Annotated in this window: 15 protein-coding genes; 11 read left to right on the plus strand and 4 right to left on the minus strand. The window is 72.4% G+C overall.

The features are described from left to right. Positions 1-61: 61 nt before the first annotated feature. Both paaB and paaA read right to left on the minus strand, forming a co-directional pair. On the minus strand, positions 62-352 hold the full coding sequence (gene paaB / locus J2N69_RS19090; RefSeq protein WP_127912999.1) for a 1,2-phenylacetyl-CoA epoxidase subunit PaaB: 291 nt from the start codon (positions 350-352) through the stop codon (positions 62-64). After that, on the minus strand, positions 349-1,398 hold the full coding sequence (paaA, locus tag J2N69_RS19095; RefSeq protein WP_230901862.1) for a 1,2-phenylacetyl-CoA epoxidase subunit PaaA: 1,050 nt from the start codon (positions 1,396-1,398) through the stop codon (positions 349-351). The genes paaB and paaA overlap by 4 nt, the downstream gene beginning before the upstream one ends. A 386-nt stretch (positions 1,399-1,784) precedes the next feature. Here paaA and J2N69_RS19100 point away from each other — a divergent pair, with 386 nt between their 5' ends. Genes J2N69_RS19100 through J2N69_RS19110 form a run of 3 tightly spaced genes read left to right on the plus strand, consistent with a single transcriptional unit; the run spans position 1,785 to position 5,018 of the window. Continuing rightward, positions 1,785-2,882 (plus strand): DUF5819 family protein, encoded by a 1,098-nt coding sequence (locus J2N69_RS19100; RefSeq protein WP_230904775.1) that lies wholly within the window; start codon positions 1,785-1,787, stop codon positions 2,880-2,882. Further along, positions 2,879-4,213, plus strand: a complete 1,335-nt coding sequence (locus J2N69_RS19105) for an HTTM domain-containing protein (RefSeq protein ID WP_230901863.1) — start codon at positions 2,879-2,881, stop codon at positions 4,211-4,213. Before J2N69_RS19100 ends, J2N69_RS19105 begins: the two co-directional genes overlap by 4 nt. A 25-nt stretch (positions 4,214-4,238) precedes the next feature. Beyond that, positions 4,239-5,018: a TrmH family RNA methyltransferase gene (locus tag J2N69_RS19110; protein WP_230901864.1), complete on the plus strand. Its 780-nt coding sequence runs from the start codon at positions 4,239-4,241 to the stop codon at positions 5,016-5,018. A 25-nt stretch (positions 5,019-5,043) separates the two neighbouring features. On the opposite strand, the gene paaN is transcribed toward J2N69_RS19110, so the two are convergent. Further along, a complete protein-coding gene (gene paaN / locus J2N69_RS19115; protein WP_230901865.1) occupies positions 5,044-6,735 on the minus strand; it encodes a phenylacetic acid degradation protein PaaN in 1,692 nt (563 codons plus the stop codon). 217 nt (positions 6,736-6,952) lie between these two features. On the opposite strand from paaN, the gene J2N69_RS19120 reads away from it, so the two are divergent. Together J2N69_RS19120 and J2N69_RS19125 are read left to right on the plus strand one after the other, a co-directional pair. Continuing rightward, positions 6,953-8,464 carry a 3-hydroxyacyl-CoA dehydrogenase gene (locus J2N69_RS19120; protein WP_230901866.1) on the plus strand — a complete coding sequence of 504 codons (1,512 nt, stop codon included), beginning with the start codon at positions 6,953-6,955 and terminating at the stop codon, positions 8,462-8,464. Then, entirely contained in the window at positions 8,461-9,054 is a 594-nt protein-coding gene (locus tag J2N69_RS19125; protein WP_230901867.1) for a TetR/AcrR family transcriptional regulator, read from the plus strand. The genes J2N69_RS19120 and J2N69_RS19125 overlap by 4 nt, the downstream gene beginning before the upstream one ends. A gap of 10 nt (positions 9,055-9,064) precedes the next feature. Here J2N69_RS19125 and J2N69_RS19130 read toward each other — a convergent pair whose 3' ends face one another. Next, positions 9,065-9,670 carry an Lrp/AsnC family transcriptional regulator gene (locus J2N69_RS19130; RefSeq protein WP_230901868.1) on the minus strand — a complete coding sequence of 202 codons (606 nt, stop codon included), beginning with the start codon at positions 9,668-9,670 and terminating at the stop codon, positions 9,065-9,067. 190 nt (positions 9,671-9,860) lie between these two features. On the opposite strand from J2N69_RS19130, the gene pdhA reads away from it, so the two are divergent. The 6 genes from pdhA to J2N69_RS19160 all read left to right on the plus strand — a co-directional run bounded on the left by pdhA (position 9,861) and on the right by J2N69_RS19160 (position 17,288). Next, a complete protein-coding gene (gene pdhA, locus J2N69_RS19135; protein WP_230901869.1) occupies positions 9,861-11,015 on the plus strand; it encodes a pyruvate dehydrogenase (acetyl-transferring) E1 component subunit alpha in 1,155 nt (384 codons plus the stop codon). Then, positions 11,012-12,028 carry an alpha-ketoacid dehydrogenase subunit beta gene (locus tag J2N69_RS19140; protein ID WP_230901870.1) on the plus strand — a complete coding sequence of 339 codons (1,017 nt, stop codon included), beginning with the start codon at positions 11,012-11,014 and terminating at the stop codon, positions 12,026-12,028. The genes pdhA and J2N69_RS19140 overlap by 4 nt, the downstream gene beginning before the upstream one ends. Beyond that, positions 12,028-13,527, plus strand: coding sequence for a dihydrolipoamide acetyltransferase family protein (locus J2N69_RS19145; protein ID WP_230901871.1), 1,500 nt, complete (start codon positions 12,028-12,030; stop codon positions 13,525-13,527). Before J2N69_RS19140 ends, J2N69_RS19145 begins: the two co-directional genes overlap by 1 nt. 118 nt (positions 13,528-13,645) lie before the next feature. Beyond that, on the plus strand, positions 13,646-14,683 hold the full coding sequence (locus tag J2N69_RS19150) for an NTP transferase domain-containing protein (protein WP_230901872.1): 1,038 nt from the start codon (positions 13,646-13,648) through the stop codon (positions 14,681-14,683). After that, positions 14,680-16,194: a molybdopterin molybdotransferase MoeA gene (locus tag J2N69_RS19155; RefSeq protein WP_230901873.1), complete on the plus strand. Its 1,515-nt coding sequence runs from the start codon at positions 14,680-14,682 to the stop codon at positions 16,192-16,194. The genes J2N69_RS19150 and J2N69_RS19155 overlap by 4 nt, the downstream gene beginning before the upstream one ends. After that, complete coding sequence (locus tag J2N69_RS19160; RefSeq protein WP_230901874.1) at positions 16,182-17,288, plus strand: potassium channel family protein; 1,107 nt, start codon at positions 16,182-16,184, stop codon at positions 17,286-17,288. Before J2N69_RS19155 ends, J2N69_RS19160 begins: the two co-directional genes overlap by 13 nt. Positions 17,289-17,371: the final 83 nt, after the last annotated feature.

A 17,371-nucleotide genomic window follows, 5' to 3' on the forward strand; every position in this document is an offset into this window, starting at 1 on the left:
GCCGAGGGGGCGGCGGGGACGGGTGCGGCGGGTGCAGGCGTGGCGGAGCCGGGCGTGGCGGTCACAGGTGCTTCACCCCCTCCGGGATTTCGTAGAACGTCGGGTGGCGGTAGGGCTTGTCACCGGCCGGTTCGAAGAAGGAGTCCTTCTCGTCCGGCGAGGAGGCGGTGATCGCGGCGGAGGGCACGACCCAGAGGGAGACGCCTTCGCTCCTACGGGTGTACAAGTCGCGGGCGTTGCGCAGGGCCATCTCCGCGTCGGGCGCGTGCAGGCTGCCGGCGTGGGTGTGGGAGAGCCCGCGGCGGGAGCGGACGAAGACCTCCCACAACGGCCAGTCGGTGGGGCTGCTCATGCTGTCGCCTCTCCGTGCGGTGCGGCGGTGTCCGGTCGTGTGGTGCTGCCGGGCGCGTGCTTCGCGGCGTAGGCCGCTGCGGCCTCTCGGACCCAGGCGCCCTCCTCGTGGGCGCGCCTGCGCTGGGTGATGCGCTGTTCGTTGCAGGGGCCGTTGCCCTTGAGGACGTCCCAGAACTCCGTCCAGTCGATCGGGCCGAAGTTGTAGTGACCCCGCGCCTCGTTCCACACCAGGTCCGGGTCGGGGAGGGTCAGGCCGAGGGACTCGGCCTGGGGGACGCAGATGTCCACGAACCGCTGGCGCAGCTCGTCGTTCGAGTGGCGCTTGATCTTCCATGTCATCGACTGCTCGGAGTGCGAGGACTCGTCGTCGGGCGGCCCGAACATCATCAGCGAGGGCCACCACCAGCGGTTCACCGCGTCCTGGGCCATCTCGTGCTGCGCCTGGGTGCCGCGGCTGAGGGCGAGCAAGGACTCGTAACCCTGGCGCTGGTGGAAGGACTCCTCCTTGCAGACGCGGACCATCGCGCGGGCATAGGGGCCGTACGAACAGCGGCAGAGGGGGACCTGGTTGGTGATCGCGGCGCCGTCCACGAGCCAGCCGATCGCGCCTACGTCGGCCCAGGTCAGCGTGGGGTAGTTGAAGATCGACGAGTACTTCTGGCGGCCCGAGTGCAGTTTGTCGAGCAGCTCGTCGCGGCCGGTGCCGAGCGTCTCGGCGGCGCTGTAGAGATACAGGCCGTGGCCCGCCTCGTCCTGCACCTTGGCCATGAGGATCGCCTTGCGCCGCAGGGAGGGGGCGCGCGTGATCCAGTTCGCCTCCGGCTGCATGCCGATGATCTCGGAGTGCGCGTGCTGCGCGATCTGCCGGACCAGGGAAGCGCGATAGGCGTCCGGCATCCAGTCACGCGGCTCGATGCGCTCGTCGGCCGCCACCGCCGCGTCGAAGGCGGCCTGCTGCTCGGCTGTGTGCGCGGCGGAGGCCGCCGGGGGAGCTGCTTCGCCCGGTTCCGTCCTCGCCGCCTTGTCTGCGGCTGCTGTCGCCATCTCGGTCCCTCTCGACCTGAGCCAACCGACCGACCGATCGTTCGGTTCGTTGGATTCAATGGTGCGGCGCCTCGCCATAAGGTGTCAACCCTGTGGATAACTTCGCGGCCGCTGTGCGCGGCGGGCAGCCCTGAGTACCGTTCCGGCGGCAGGGTTCGAGCGGGATCGGGGAACGGGGCGGAATGGACGGGAACGACAAGGGCCGCGGCGGGGTGCCCGGCGGGCCTGCGGGCCCCGCCCCGGGCGCCTCACGGCCTGCCTCGGGCGCCTCACGGCCTGCCTCGGGTGCTCCACGGTCCGGCTCGGGTGCTCCAAGGCCCGCCCCCGGCGTCCAGCAGCCCACCTCGGACGCCGCGGGCCCGGCCCCGGACACCCCGCAGCCCGCCTTGCAAGCCTCGCAGCCTGTCTCGCCGTCGCCACGGCCCGCGTCGGAGGCTGCCTCGGACGCCGCAGACCCCGCCTCGGACTCTCCGCATCCCGCCTCGGATGCCCCCCAGCCTGCCCCGGGCGTCCAGCAGCCCGTCTCGCAGGCCTCGCAGCCTGTCTCGCCGTCGCCACGGCCCGCCTCGGACGCCGCAGGCCCGGCCCCGGACACCCCGCAGCCCGCCCCGGATGCCCCACGGCCTACCTCGGGCGCTCAGCAGCCCGCCTCGCAAGCCCCGCCGCCCGCCTCGGACGCCCCGCCGCCCGCCTCGGACGCCCCTCAGCTCACCTCGGCCCCTCAGCCCGCCTCGGACACCCCTCAGCCCACCCCGGACGGCCCCCATTCCACCCCCGCACCCCCACCCCCCGGCATAGCCGGCCTGAAGCTCGGTTATCAGATCGCCGCGGCCTGCGCCCTCGTGCTCGTCGCCGTGGCCGCCTGTGTGCACGTCGGGATGCTCTTCCTCCATGTGGCTCCCTCGAACACCCTGACGAAGCAGCACGGCGACGTGGTGGACTTCTGGATCTACCCGGAGTTCGAGCAGAACTGGAAGCTCTTCGCGCCCAACCCGCTCCAGCAGAACATCGCGGTGCAGGCCCGGGCGGAGCTGCGCACGGCTGAAGGAGGGGTGCGGACCACCGACTGGTACGACCTCTCCGCGCAGGACGGCGCCGACATCGACGGCAACCTGCTGCCCAGCCACACGCAGCAGAACCAGCTGCGGCGCGCCTGGGACTTCTACGTCGGCTCGCACGACGCGCGGAATCGTCCCGTCGGCCTGCGGGGCCAGCTCTCCGAGCGCTACATCCGCCGCATCGCGTATATGCGGCTCGACCGGGAGCGGCCCGGTGGCAAGGGCGACGAGATCGAACGCGTACAGCTGCGTTCCAGGACCACGAACGTGCAGCCGCCCCGGTGGAGCGAGGAGAAGGTCCCCACGAAGCCGGTCCACCGGCTGCTGCCCTGGTGGTCCGTGACGCTTGACGACCTCCCGCTCGCCTCGGGAAGCGGCGCGCGTCCGAACGCCGGCCCGAACACCGAGGGGACTGCTGCCCGGTGACCCGTATAGAACGCCCGCTGGCGCGGGGGATCGGCAAGGTCACGGGATCGGCTCTCGGCCCGTACCAGACCGCGGTGGTCCGCATAGGGTTCGCCGGCACCTGGCTGTTCTTCCTGCTGCGGGAACTCCCCCACCGCCACGAGATGTACGGGCTGGACGGCCCCTGGGCCTGGGACATGGCCGGCCAGCTCATCGCGGGCAACCACGCCTTCTCGGCCCTGATGTGGTCGGACGGGCAGGTCTGGTTCGAGATCGTCTACGCGCTGGCGATCCTCAGCAGCGCCCTGCTGATGCTCGGTTGGCGGACGCGCACGATGTCCGTGCTGTTCATGATCGGTGTCCTGTCGCTCCAGAACCGCAGCATCTTCATCGGCGACGGCGGCGACAACGTCATCCATCTGATGGCGACGTATCTGGTGCTGACCCGGTGCGGCCAGGTCTGGTCGCTGGACGCGCGGCGTGCGGCACGCGCGCGTGCGCATGTCCAGGAGGCCCGCACGCTCGACGGAGCGTTCGAAGCCCGTCCCGCGCCGCCGGCCGACCGGGTGGGACCCGTGCTGTGGTGGGTGCTCGGCCTCGCGCTCTCCGTCGTGACGTTCATGGGGGAGCTCAGCCGCTGGTGGCTGGTCGTCTTCTGGGGGCTGTGGCTGGTGCACGGCCTGTGGGGGGCGGTCGGCCGACGCGCCCCGCACAGCGAGCTGCGCAAGGCGCTCGACGTCATCGCCAACATCGTCCACAACGCGGGCGTCCTCGTGATCATGGTCGAGGCCTGCCTGATCTATGCCACCGCGGGCTGGTACAAGATCCAGGGCAGCCGCTGGCAGGACGGCACGGCCGTCTACTACCCGCTGCATCTGGACTACTTCTCGCCGTGGCCCGCCCTCTCCGACCTGCTGTCGTCCAACGGCGTGCTGCTCATGCTGGTGACGTACGGGACGGTCGCCGTGCAGGTCGCCTTCCCCTTCACCCTCATCAACCGCCGGGTGAAGAACGTCCTGCTGGCCGCGATGATCTTCGAGCACGCCGTGATCGCCGTCGTCCTCGGACTGCCGTTCTTCTCGCTCGCGATGATCACGGCCGACGCGATCTTCCTGCCGACGGCGTTCCTGCTGCGCCTGGGTGGGTGGGCGGCACGCGCGCGTGGAGCGGTGGTTTCCCGCGTGCCGCTCTCCCGCGTGCCGCTCTCCCGTGGGCCGCTCTCCCGTGGGCCGCTCTCCCGCATGCTGCTCTCCCGTCTGACGCACCGGGGCTCCGGTCCGAAGCGGCCCGCTGCGGACCTGCGGCGGGAGGAAGAGGACGCCGGGCACGCGCGCGTAGGCTTCACCCCATGACCAGGACGGATGCGGTGGACCCCGAATGAGCAGGGCGGATGCGACGGCCCCCGACGACGCCGTACGCGCCTGGCGCGGGCTCGCCGACACCTCCGTGCTGCTCGACGGCTTCCACGCGATCAAGCACGCGCTGCGGTTCGGCGCGCGGGTGCCGGTCGCGCTGACCGGTGACCGGGCGGGCGCGCTGGCCCTCGCGGACGAGCTGGCGCCCGATGTGAGGGACGCGCTGGACACGCTCCTGGTGGAGGTCCCCGAAGAGCGGCTGCGCGCCCTGGTGCCCCGTCTGCACCCCACCGCGACGGCCGCCTTGGCAGTGCGTCCTTCGCGGGCGGCCAACCTCGAAGCGCTGCGGCGCATGCCGAGGCCCGCGCCGGTCGTGGTGCTCGACGATCCCCGCAACCTCGGCAACGCGGGAGCGGTGATCAGGCTCGCCGCCGGGTTCGGCGCGACCGGCGTCGTCACGACCGGGACGCTCGACCCCTGGCACCCGACGGTCGTACGCGGTGGGGCCGGCCTGCACTTCGCGACGGCCGTGGAGCGCATGGAGGTCGTGGAGCTGCCGCCCGGGCCGGTGTTCGCCCTTGACGCGGAGGGTGTGGACATCCGGGGGCTGAAGCTCCCGGACGACGCCGTGCTCGCCTTCGGGTCCGAGCGCAGCGGCCTCTCGGCGGGCCTGCGCGAACGCGCCGACCAACTGGTGTCCCTGCCGATGCGTCCGCAGGTCTCCAGCTACAACTTGGCGACGAGCGTCGGCATGGCGCTCTTCCACTGGTCGGCGGGCAGGCCCCCGGGCCTGGAGACCTGAGCCCGCCGATCCCGGCACGCGCGGGTCACGCGTCCTTGCGGATCTCCACCACACGGAAGCGGTTGGCCACGAACGCGCCGTCGCACAACGCGGCGTTCGCCGCGGGGTTGCCGCCCGAGCCGTGGAAGTCCGAGAACGCCGCCGTCTGGTTCACATAGACACCGCCCGTGAGGTTCAGGGACAATTGGGCGCACTCCTCCAGGCAGGCCTCTTCGACGGCCGCGGAGACCTCTTCCGAGGTGGTGTACGCCCCGACGGTCATCGCTCCCTTGTCGCGCACCGTGCGGCGCAGCAGCTCCACCGCGTCCGCCGCCGAGTCGACCGCGACCGCGAAGGAGACCGGGCCGAAGCACTCGCTGAGGTAGGCCGCCTCGGCGTCCGGCTTCGCGCCGTCCAGCTTGACGATCACCGGGGTGCGCACCACGGCGTCGGGGAACTCGGGGTTGGCGACCTGCCGTGACGGCAGCGCCACTTCGCCGAGCCCGGCGGCTGCCTCCAGGCGGCCCTTCACGTCGGGGTTGACCAGCGCGCCCAGGATGCCGTTTGCCCGGGCGTCGTCGCCGAGCAGGCCGTTCACCGAAGCGGCGAGGTCGGCCACCACCTCGTCGTACGACTTGGCTCCGGCGTCCGTACGGATGCCGTCACGCGGGATGAGGAGGTTCTGCGGGGTGGTGCACATCTGGCCGCTGTAGAGCGAAAGGGAGAAGGCGAGGTTGGCCAGCATGCCCTTGTAGTCGTCCGTCGAGTCGACGACGACGGTGTTGACCCCGGCCTTTTCCGTGTAGACCTGCGCCTGGCGGGCGTTGGCCTCCAGCCAGTCCCCGAAGGACGACGAGCCCGTGTAGTCAATGATCTTGATCTCGGGGCGCACCGCGAGGGTCTTGGCGATGCCCTCTCCGGTCCGCTCGGCGGCCAGACAGACCAGGTTCGGGTCGAAGCCGGCCTCCGCGAGGACCTCGCGGGCGATCCGCACGGTGAGCGCGAGCGGCAGCACCGCGCGCGGGTGGGGCTTGACCAGGACGGGGTTGCCGGTCGCGAGGGAGGCGAACAGGCCCGGGTAGCCGTTCCACGTCGGGAAGGTGTTGCAGCCGATCAGGAGCGAGATGCCGCGCGCCACGGGCGTGAACCGCTTGTTCAGGGTGAGCGGGTCCCGCTTGCCCTGGGGCTTGTGCCACTCGGCGGTGTCGGGGGTGCGGGCCTGTTCGGCATAGGCGTACGCGATCGCTTCCAGGCCGCGGTCCTGGGCATGCGGGCCGCCCGCCTGGAAGGCCATCATGAAGGCCTGCCCGCTGGTGTGCATGACCGCGTGCGCCATCTCGTGCGTGCGGGCGCTGATCCGGGCCAGGATCTCCAGGCTGACCATGGCGCGCGCTTCCGCGCCCGCGTCGCGCCAGGCGCGCATTCCGGCGCGCATGGCGGGCAGCAGGGTGTCGATGTCGGGGTGGGGATAGGCGATCCCCAACTCCGGGCCGTACGGCGAGACTTCACCGCCGACCCAGTCGTCCGTGCCGGGCTGGCCGAGGTCGAAGCGGGTGCCCTGGAGGGCGTCGAAGGCGGCCTTGCCCTCGGGGAGGCTCAGGCTGCCGTTCTCCCCGTACGCCTTCGGGTGCTCGGGGTGCGGTGACCAGTACGCGCGTGTGCGGATCGTCTCCAGCGCCTGGTCAAGGGTGGGCCGGTGCTTGGCGATCAGCTGGTGCGCGGTGAGTTCGGCGGCCATGACAGGACCAACTCCTCGTCGGTCAGCTCTCCATCGAGCTGGCGAGTGGGCGGGAACAGTGGGCAGGGACTGGCTGACAGAGCTAGAGTAACCGAACGATCGGTCGGGACAAGAGGGTCCGCCAAACCTGTGGACAACTTTCCTCGCGGCCACCCACGGGCCCTCCGGGGCCACCCCGAAACCTCCGGCCGACGGACCGTGCGGGAGGATCGCGAACATGACAGCACTCGAGCTCAGCAGCGCCGTTGCCGTCGTCGGCACCGGAACCATGGGGCAGGGCATCGCACAGGTCGCCCTGGTGGCCGGCCACCCCGTGCGGCTGTACGACGCGGCCCCCGGCCGGGCCGAGGCGGCGGCCGAGGCGATCGGTGCCCGCCTGGACCGGCTCGTCGAGAAGGGCAGGCTCGGCGCCGAGGACCGCGCGGCCGCGGCCGGCCGGCTGGCGGCCGCCGAGAGCCTCGCCGAGCTTGCCGACTGCGGCCTCGTCGTCGAGGCGGTGCTGGAGCAACTGGACGTCAAGCAACGGCTCTTCCAGGACCTCGAGGACATCGTCGCCGGGGACTGCCTGCTCGCCACCAACACCTCCTCCCTCTCCGTCACGGCCATCGCGGGCGCCCTGCGCGCCCCGGGCCGCTTCGTGGGCCTGCACTTCTTCAACCCGGCGCCGCTGCTCCCCCTCGTCGAGGTCGTCAGCGGCTTCGCCACCGACGAGACAGCGGCCACGCGCGCGTACGAGACCGCGAAGGCCTGGGGCAAGACACCGGTGCGCTGCGCGGACACCCCGGGCTTCATCGTCAACCGCGTCGCCCGGCCCTTCTACGCCGAGGCGCTGCGCCTGTACGAGGAGCGGGTCGCCGATCCGGCCACGATCGACGCGGTGCTGCGGGAGTGCGGCGGCTTCAAGATGGGCCCCTTCGAGCTGACCGACCTCATCGGCCAGGACGTCAACGAAGCGGTCACGCGCTCCGTGTGGGAGGCGTTCTCCCAGGACCCCAAGTTCACGCCCTCCCTCGCCCAGCGACGGCTCGTCGAGTCACGCCGCCTCGGCCGGAAGTCGGGCCAGGGCTGGTACGCGTACGGGGACGACGCCCCGCGCGCGGAGCCGCACACCGCCGGGCCCGAGCGGCCCCCGGAGTCCGTCACCGTCCACGGGGACCTCGCGTCGGCGGAGGCCCTGCTCGACCTCATGCGAGAGGCCGGTATCCGGGTCGGACGCACCGAGGGCGCCACGAACCACCCCGGGTCCATCGAGCTGCCCAGCGGCGTGCGCCTGGAGCAGGCCGACGGGATGTCCCCCGACGCCGCGGCCGAGCCCACGATCCACTTCGATCTGGCCCTGGACTACCGTGCCGCGACCCGCATCGCCCTCGCCCCCTCCGGCAGGGTGGGCGAACCGGCCCTCAAGGAGGCGGTCGGTCTCTTCCAGGCGCTCGGCAAGAAGGTCAGCGTCATCGGCCCCGCTCCGGGGATGATCGTCGCCCGTACCGTGTGGATGCTCGTCGACTTCGCATGGGACGCCGTGGGGCGTGAGGTGGCGGACGCCGAGGACGTCGACACCGCCATGCGCCTGGGCGTCAACTACCCGCTCGGGCCGGTCGCATGGGGCCGCCGCCTCACCACGTACCGCGTCGTCGAGGCGCTGGACCTCCTGCACGACGAGTACCCCACCGGGCGTTACGCGCCCTCCCAGGCACTGCGGCGAGAGGCCGTGCGAGAGGAATACTCATGACCACCGCCCGGCGGGACACGTACACCCCCGAGACGCTGCTGAGCGTCGCCGTCCGGGTCTTCAACGAGCGCGGCTACGACGGCACCTCCATGGAGCACCTCTCCAAGGCGGCCGGCATCTCCAAGTCGTCGATCTACCACCACGTGACGGGCAAGGAGGAGCTGCTGCGCCGCGCGGTGAGCCGGGCGATCGACGGCCTCTTCGGAATCCTGGCCGAGGAGCACGCGCGCGTGGGCAGCGCCGTCGAGCGCCTGGAGTACGTCACGCGCCGCACGGTGGAGGTCCTGGTCGCCGAGCTGCCCTACGTGACGCTGCTGCTGCGGGTGCGGGGCAACACGGACACCGAGCGGTGGGCCCTGGAGCGGCGCAGGGAGTTCGACCAGCAGGTGGCCGAGCTGCTCAAGGAGGCCGTCGCCGACGGCGACCTGCGCTCCGACGTCGAGCTGCGCCTCGCCACCCGGCTGCTCTTCGGGATGATCAACTCCATCGTGGAGTGGTACCGCCCGGAGAGCCGGGGCGCGGCCAACGGGTCGCAGATCGCCGACGCCGTCGTGCAACTGGCGTTCGCGGGGCTGCGCACCGACCGCTGAGCGGCCGGGTTCAGCGCTCCGGCTCGGCGACGCTCGCAGTGCTCGCCGAGCCCTCCAGGGCATCCTCCTCGAAGACCAGCAACGTACGCGTGCTGAGGACTTCGGGGATGGACTGCAGCCGGGTGAGCACCAGCTCCCGCAGGGCGCGGTTGTCCGGTGTGTGGACCAGGAGCAGCACGTCGAAGTCGCCGCTGACCAGAGCGATGTGAGAGGCGCCGGGCAGTGCGCGCAGTTGGTCGCGCACCGTGCGCCAGCTGTTCTGGACGATCTTGAGCGTGATGTACGCGGACGCGCCCTGCCCGGCGCGCTCGTGGTTGATCCGCGCCCCGAAACCCCGGATGACGCCGTCGTCGATCAGACGGTTGATGCGCGCGTACGCGTTGGCGCGGGAGACATGGACCCGCTCGGCCACGGAACGTATCGAGGCGCGACCGTCCGCATGCAGGATCTGGAGGATGTCGCGGTCGATGGCGTCCAACGGGCGGGGCTCCGGGAGCCGGGGTTCCGGAAACCTGGCTTCCGGTACCCGGGGCCCCGGTCGACTGGGAGCTCCGGGCTCCGACGGGTCGTCGCCCGGCTGGTCGGCCTGCTGGTCGGCCATTCGTTCAGATGCCATGTCCCCCCGCCTCCCTACCATGGACGTACTGCATCCATCCCAGGCTGTGGAGAACCGTTTGTCCACAGCCTGGAGGTGCCTGTAGCCAAAATGTGCCGACGACCGAACAATCGGTAGGTGAGGCGCCTCACATCGCTGCGTCTCTTTTGCCGCTCCCAAGAGGAGTCCGCTTCCCCCAGGAGGTGCCGTGATGACGGTCATGGAGCAGCGGGGCGCCTACCGGCCCGCACCGCCCCCCGCTTGGCAGCCCAGGACCGACCCCGCGCCGCTGCTGCCGGACGCGGAGCCGTACCGCGTCCTCGGCACCGAAACCGCAGGGAAGGCCGACCCGGGACTCCTGCGCCGCCTCTACGCCGAGCTGGTGCGAGGCCGCCGATACAACACGCAGGCGACCGCGCTGACCAAGCAGGGCAGGCTCGCGGTCTACCCCTCCAGCACCGGGCAGGAGGCCTGCGAGGTCGCCGCCGCGCTGGCCCTGAAGGAGCGGGACTGGCTCTTTCCCAGCTACCGCGACACCCTCGCCGTGGTCGCCCGCGGTCTGGACCCCGTGAGCGCCCTGACGCTGCTGCGCGGCGACTGGCACACCGGGTACGACCCGCGGGAGCACCGCATCGCGCCGCTGTGCACCCCGCTGGCCACGCAGCTCCCGCACGCCGTGGGCCTCGCGCACGCCGCCCGGCTCCAGGGCGACGACGTGGTCGCGCTCGCCATGGTCGGGGACGGCGGCACCAGCGAGGGCGACTTCCACGAGGCGCTGAACTTCGCCGCCGTGTGGCAGGCCCCCGTGGTCTTCCTCGTGCAGAACAACGGCTTCGCGATCTCCGTGCCGCTCGCCAAGCAGACCGCGGCCCCTTCCCTCGCCCACAAGGCCGTCGGATACGGCATGCCGGGCCGCCTGGTGGACGGCAACGACGCGGTGGCGATGCACGAGGTCCTCAGCGAAGCGGTCGCCCGCGCGCGTGAGGGCGGCGGTCCGACGCTCGTGGAGGCGGTCACCTACCGCATGGAAGCCCACACCAACGCCGACGACGCCACGCGCTACCGCCCCGACGCCGAGGTCGACGCCTGGCGCGACCACGACCCGATCCTCCTCCTGGAGCGGGAGTTGACGGAGCGCGGACTGCTGGACGACGACATCAGGCGACAAGCGGCCGAGGACGCCGAGACCATGGCCGCCGACCTGCGCGAACGTATGAACCAGGACCCCCTGCTCGACCCCATGGACCTCTTCACGCACGTGTACGCCGAGCAGACCTCGCAACTGCGGGAGCAGGCGGCGCAGTTGCGCGCGGAGCTGGAAGTGGCCTCGGAAGAGGCGGACGCATCGGAGGGCAGGACGCGATGACCACGGTCGCGGCGAAGCCGGCCACCAGACCGGCCACCATGGCGCAGGCGCTCGGACGGGCGCTGCGCGACTCCATGGCGGAAGACCCCTCCGTCCACGTCCTGGGGGAGGACGTCGGAGCGCTCGGCGGTGTCTTCCGGGTCACCGACGGGCTCGCCAGGGAGTTCGGCGAGGACCGCTGCACGGACACGCCGCTGGCCGAGGCGGGCATCCTCGGCACGGCGGTCGGCATGGCGATGTACGGCCTGCGGCCCGTGGTGGAGATGCAGTTCGACGCCTTCGCCTACCCCGCCTTCGAGCAGCTGATCTCGCACGTGGCGCGGATGCGCAACCGCACCAAGGGCGCGATGCCGATGCCCATCACGGTGCGCGTCCCCTACGGCGGCGGGATCGGCGGCGTCGAACACCACAGTGACTCCTCCGAGGCGTACTACATGGCGACTCCGGGGCTCCATGTCGTCACGCCCGCCACGGTCGCCGACGCCTACGGCCTGCTGCGGGCCTCCATCGCCTCCGACGACCCGGTCGTCTTCCTGGAACCGAAGCGGCTGTACTGGTCCAAGGCCGACTGGAACCCGGACGCCCCGCAGTCCGTGGAACCGATCGGACGCGCGGTGGTGCGCCGCTCCGGGCGCAGTGCCACGCTCATCACGTACGGCCCGTCCGTGCCGGTCTGCCTGGAGGCCGCCGAGGCCGCCCGCGCCGAGGGCTGGGACCTCGAAGTGGTCGACCTGCGCTCGCTGGTGCCCTTCGACGACGAGACGGTCGCCGCGTCCGTACGACGCACGGGGCGTGCGGTCGTCGTGCACGAGTCGGGCGGCTTCGCGGGTCCCGGCGGGGAGATAGCGGCGCGGGTCACCGAGCGGTGCTTCCATCACCTGGAGGCGCCGGTGCTGCGGGTCGCCGGGTTCGACATCCCGTATCCGCCGCCGATGCTGGAGAAGCACCACCTGCCGGGCGTGGACCGGATTCTGGACGCGGTCGCGCGGTTGCAGTGGGAGGCGGAGAACTGATGGCGCCTGCTTTTGATGTGAACAGTCTGGAGTTCAAGCTGCCCGACCTCGGTGAAGGACTGACCGAGGCCGAGATCGTCCGCTGGCTCGTCCAGGTCGGGGACGTCGTCGCCGTGGATCAGCCGGTCGTCGAGGTCGAGACGGCCAAGGCGATGGTCGAGGTGCCCTGCCCCTACGGAGGAGTGGTCACCGCCCGCTTCGGCGAGGAGGGCGCCGAACTGCCGGTGGGTTCGCCGCTGTTGACGGTGGCCGTGGGCGCCCCGGCCGAGACGCGCGCCCCTGAGGAGCCCGCCGAGCGCGCCCTCCAGGCAGCGGCGGAGGAGTCTTCCGGCAACGTCCTGGTGGGGTACGGAACCGGGGCCGCCCCCGCCCGCCGCAGGAGGGTACGACCCACGCGGGCCGCCTCGCCGACGCCCGCGGCGGCTTCCGTGAGCCGCGGTCCGCAGAGGCCTCCCACGCGCGGGGACGGACCCGTTCCGGTGATCTCCCCCCTCGTGCGGAAGCTGGCGCGGGAGCACGGGGTGGAGCTGCGCGCGCTGACGGGTTCGGGCCCGGACGGTCTGATCATGCGGGCCGATGTCGAGGCCGCCATCGAAGCGGTGGCCAGAGCAGCGTCCGCGGCGGCCGCTGGGGTGGCCGCCGAAGTGCACGAAGGTGTGCCGCTCAAGGCCGCGGTCCATGAGGCCGACGAGCCGATCCGCGCGGACAGGGCCACAGCGCGCCGCCAGGTCGAGGCGGGGCAGGAACCCACGCGCGCGGGCGCCGAGTCCCGGCACGCGCTTACCGGCATTCGGGGCCTCGTCGCGGACAAGATGGCCCGCAGCCGACGCGAGATACCGGAGGCCACCTGTTGGGTCGACGCCGACGCGACGGAGCTGCTGGCGGTCCGCGCCGCGATGAACGGCGCGACGAACCTGGCGACGACCACCGCGGCCAGCGGCCGGACGACGGAGCGGGACGGCCAGAAGGTGTCGCTGCTCGCGCTGTTCGCGCGCATCACCGTGGCCGCGCTGGACCGGTTCCCTGAACTCAACTCCAGCGTGGACATGGAGGCGCGCGAGGTGCGCCGGTTCGCCGACGTCCACCTCGGGTTCGCCGCGCAGACCGACCGGGGCCTGGTCGTGCCTGTCGTACGGCACGCGCAGGCGAGGACGACCGCGTCGATCAACGCGGAGCTGATCCGGCTCACGGAGGCGGGGCGCTCCGGGACGCTGACCCCCGCCGAGCTGACCGGGGGGACGTTCACGCTGAACAACTACGGCGTGTTCGGGGTGGACGGCTCCACGCCGATCATCAACCACCCCGAGGCGGCCATGCTCGGCGTCGGCCGCATCGTGCCCAAGCCGTGGGTGCACCAGGGGGAGTTGGCGGTGAGGCATGTGGTGCAGCTGTCGCTCACCTTCGACCACCGGGTGTGCGACGGAGGCACGGCGGGCGGCTTCCTGCGGTACGTGGCGGACTGCGTCGAACAGCCGGCGGTGCTGCTGCGGTCGGTGTGAGCGGGGAGAGGGAGCGCCGGGAGTGACGGGAGTGCCGGGAGTGACGTGACGTAACTCCCTTGCCGGAGGGGGCCTTCACAGGGGTGGCAATGATCCTCCGTATGCCCATACTCGGGGGGTGACCGCGAATGAGGGTGTTCCCTACGACGCCGTGGTGCTCGCCGGTGGCGGTGCCGCGCGGCTCGGCGGCGCCGACAAACCCGGCGTGCGCGTGGGCGGCCGGGCGTTGATCGACCGGGTCCTGGCCGCCTGTTCCGGCGCCGGGACCACCGTCGTCGTGGCCGCGCCGAGGCCGACCGCGCGGCCCGTGGTGTGGGCGCGCGAGGAGCCGCCGGGCGGCGGGCCGCTGGCCGCGCTCGACGCGGGGCTGCGGCACACGACCGCGGAGCTGGTGGTGGTGGTCTCCGCCGACCTGCCGTTCCTCGGCGAGCAGACGGTACGTCGCCTGCTCGCCGCTCTGCGGGACAGCGGCGCGGACGGGGCGGTCCTCACGGACCCCGGCGGCCGTGACCAGCCGCTCGTCGCCGCCTACCGGAGCGCTTCACTGCGGCGTGAGATCCGTGCGCTCCACGAGAGCAGCGCGCCCTGCGAGGCCTCGCGGCACGGTTCCGGACTCGCCGGGCGCCCTCTGCGGCTGCTCACCGGACGGCTCGACCTGACCAGGGTCGATGACCCCGTGGCGGCCTTCGACTGCGACACCTGGGACGACATCGCCACCGCAAGGGCGCGCATCAGGGAGCATGGGCACGTGTTGGACGAATGGATTTCCGCAGTCAAGGAAGAACTGGGCATCGAACTCGACGTCGATACCGGCACCCTCCTCGACCTCGCACGCGACGCCGCGCACGGTGTGGCCAGGCCCGCGGCACCGCTGACCACCTTCCTCGTCGGTTACGCGGCGGCGCGGGCCGCCGCACGGGGCGGGGCTGCGGACGGGGCCGAAGCGGTCGCCGAGGCGGCGCGCAAGGCCGCGGCGCTCGCGGCCCGCTGGGCGGACGAGGACCGTCAGGACCCGATGCCGGGCGCGGCACAGGCCGAGGCAGTCACCGGCGCACATCCCCAGCCCGCTTCCGGTGCCGCTCCCGAGGCGCTGCCCCACGCCGCCCCCGGTGCCACTTCCGATGCCACCCCCGACGCCGGACCGGACGCCGGATGAGCGGGCTTCCCGCGCCGGACGCCGAGCTCGACGAGGCCCTGGCCCTGGTGAACGAGTGCCGGGACAGCCACAGCCACAGCCACGGCCCCACCCCGCATACGGCGCCCCCGGCCGCACCGACCCGCAGGCCCGCCCCCACGCCCACCCCCGCTTCGCAGCCCGGACAGCACGCCCTGGCCGCCCGCCCCGCCACCGGCAGGAGCCCCCGCCCCAGCCCGGGCGAGGGCGGACACCGCGAGATCACCCCGTGGCCCGCCGCCCGTGCCCGCGCGGTGCAGGCCGTGCCCCGGAGCGGCGGTGCCCCCGTTTCCGTACCGCTGGACCAGGCTCTCGGCCTGACCCTGGCCGCCCCGCTCACCGCCCTCACCGACCTGCCGTCGTTCGACACCTCCGCCATGGACGGCTGGGCCGTCGCGGGCCCGGGCCCCTGGGCCGTACGGGCCGAAGGGGTCCTCGCCGGACACGACCTCCCCGTGGCGCTCGCGGACGGCGAGGCGGTCGGTATCGCGACGGGGGCCCGCATCCCGCGGGACGCCACGGCGGTGCTGCGCGCCGAGCACGGCCGCATCGACGACAAGGGCAGGCTGCTCGCGCTGCGCGAGGTGGTACCGGGGCAGGACATCCGGCCACGCGGTCAGGAGTGCCGTTCGGGCGACCACCTCCTGCCGGCCGGGTCGCTGGTCACCCCGGCCGTGCTCGGGCTGGCCGCGGCCGCCGGGTACGACACGCTCGGCGTCGTCCGTCGGCCGCGCGCCGAAGTCCTCGTACTGGGTGACGAGTTGCTGGCCGAGGGTCCGCCCCGCGAAGGCCTCATCCGGGACGCGCTCGGGCCGATGCTGCCGCCCTGGCTGCGCGCGCTCGGTGCCGAGGTCACCTCGGTCCGGCGGCTGGGCGACGACGCCGAGGCCCTTCACCAGGCGCTCACGTCCTCCACGGCCGACCTGATCGTCACGACGGGCGGCACGGCGGCGGGCCCGGTCGACCACGTCCACCCCACGCTGCACCGCCTCGGCGCGGAGCTGCTCGTGGACGGCGTCGCCGTGCGCCCGGGACATCCGATGCTGCTGGCCCGCCTCCGTCCCGGTCGGTACCTCGTCGGGCTCCCGGGCAACCCGCTCGCCGCGGTCTCCGGACTGCTCACGCTGGCCGAGCCCCTGCTGCGTACGCTCATCGGGCGCGCGGCGGGCTCCGGTGGCGGCGCGGTGGAGGCGGCGTACACCGCGCCCGTACGCGATGACGTGCAGGGGCACCCGCACGACACCCGTCTGGTGCCCGTCACCCTGCGGGCCGAGCATGCCGTGCCGCTGCGGTTCAACGGCCCGGCGATGCTGCGCGGCATCGCGGCGGCCGACGGGCTCGCGGTCGTACCGCCCGGCGGGGCGCGCAAGGGCCAGGAGCTGGAGATCCTCGACCTGCCGTGGGTCGTGCCCGGGGATCTCGGCGGGGCGGTCGGCGTGGGGCTGGAGCAGGACCGGCCGGGCCAGGGCGGCAGCGGGGAGTGTTTCACGTGAAACTTCCCGGCAACGACGCGATCGCCCGTGACCCCGCGGAGCACCACACGACCCACCGGATCAAGCTGCCCCAGCGGGTGGTGGAACGGCCGCTGCGGCAGGTCACCCGGCGGCTGGTGATGGCGCTGCTGGTGCTCGCCCTGACGACGTTCATAGTCTGGATCGACCGTGGCGGCTACCACGACAACTCCGACGAGAGGGTCGACTTCCTCGACGCGGCGTACTACGCCACGGTGACGCTCTCCACCACCGGTTACGGCGACATCGTGCCGTACAGCGACAGCGCCCGGCTCACCAACATCCTCCTGATCACGCCGCTGCGCGTGCTCTTCCTGATCATCCTGGTCGGCACGACCCTCGAAGTGCTCACGGAACGGACGCGCGAGGAATGGCGTCTGTCCCGCTGGAGGTCCAACTTGCGTGAACACACCGTTGTCGTCGGTTTCGGGACGAAGGGCCGCTCGGCGATCCAGACCGTCTGCGCGACCGGCCTGAAACCGGAGCAGATCGTGGTCGTCGACCCCAGTGAGAAGGTGATCGACGCGGCCACGGCAGAGGGGTACGCGGGTGTCGTCGGCGACGCCACGCGCAGTGACGTGCTGCTGCGTGCGGAGGTGCAGCGCGCCCGCCAGATCATCATCGCGACACAGCGCGACGACACGGCGGTGCTGGTCGCGCTCACCGCGCGGCAGATGAACCGCGGGGCGAAGATCGTGGCGGCGGTGCGCGAGGAGGAGAACGCGCCGTTGCTGCGGCAGTCCGGGGCCGACGCGGTGATCACCAGCGCGAGCGCGGCGGGGCGGCTGCTCGGGTTGTCCGTGCTGAGCCCGAGTGCGGGCATGGTCATGGAGGACCTGATCCAGCAGGGCACGGGTCTGGACCTCGTCGAGCGGCCGGTCATAAAGGCGGAGGTGGGGCGGGGCGTCCGGGAGACGGAAGACCTGGTCGTGAGTGTCGTACGGGGGCATCGGGTGCTGGGGTACGACGATCCGGCCGTCGGGAAGCTGCAGTTGACGGACCGGCTGATCACGATTGTTCGGGCGACGCCGGAGACGGTGGTTGCGCCGGATGTGAGGCCGTTGCCGACGGACTGAGGGCGGTGGGGGCCTGGGCGGGTGCCTGTGCCGCTGGCGGTGCCGGTGTCAGTGCGGGTGCGTTGTGGCTGGGCGCGCAGCTC

Origin of the sequence: Streptomyces huasconensis (genome assembly GCF_021028635.1) — a bacterium.
GTDB lineage: Bacteria > Actinomycetota > Actinomycetes > Streptomycetales > Streptomycetaceae > Streptomyces > Streptomyces huasconensis.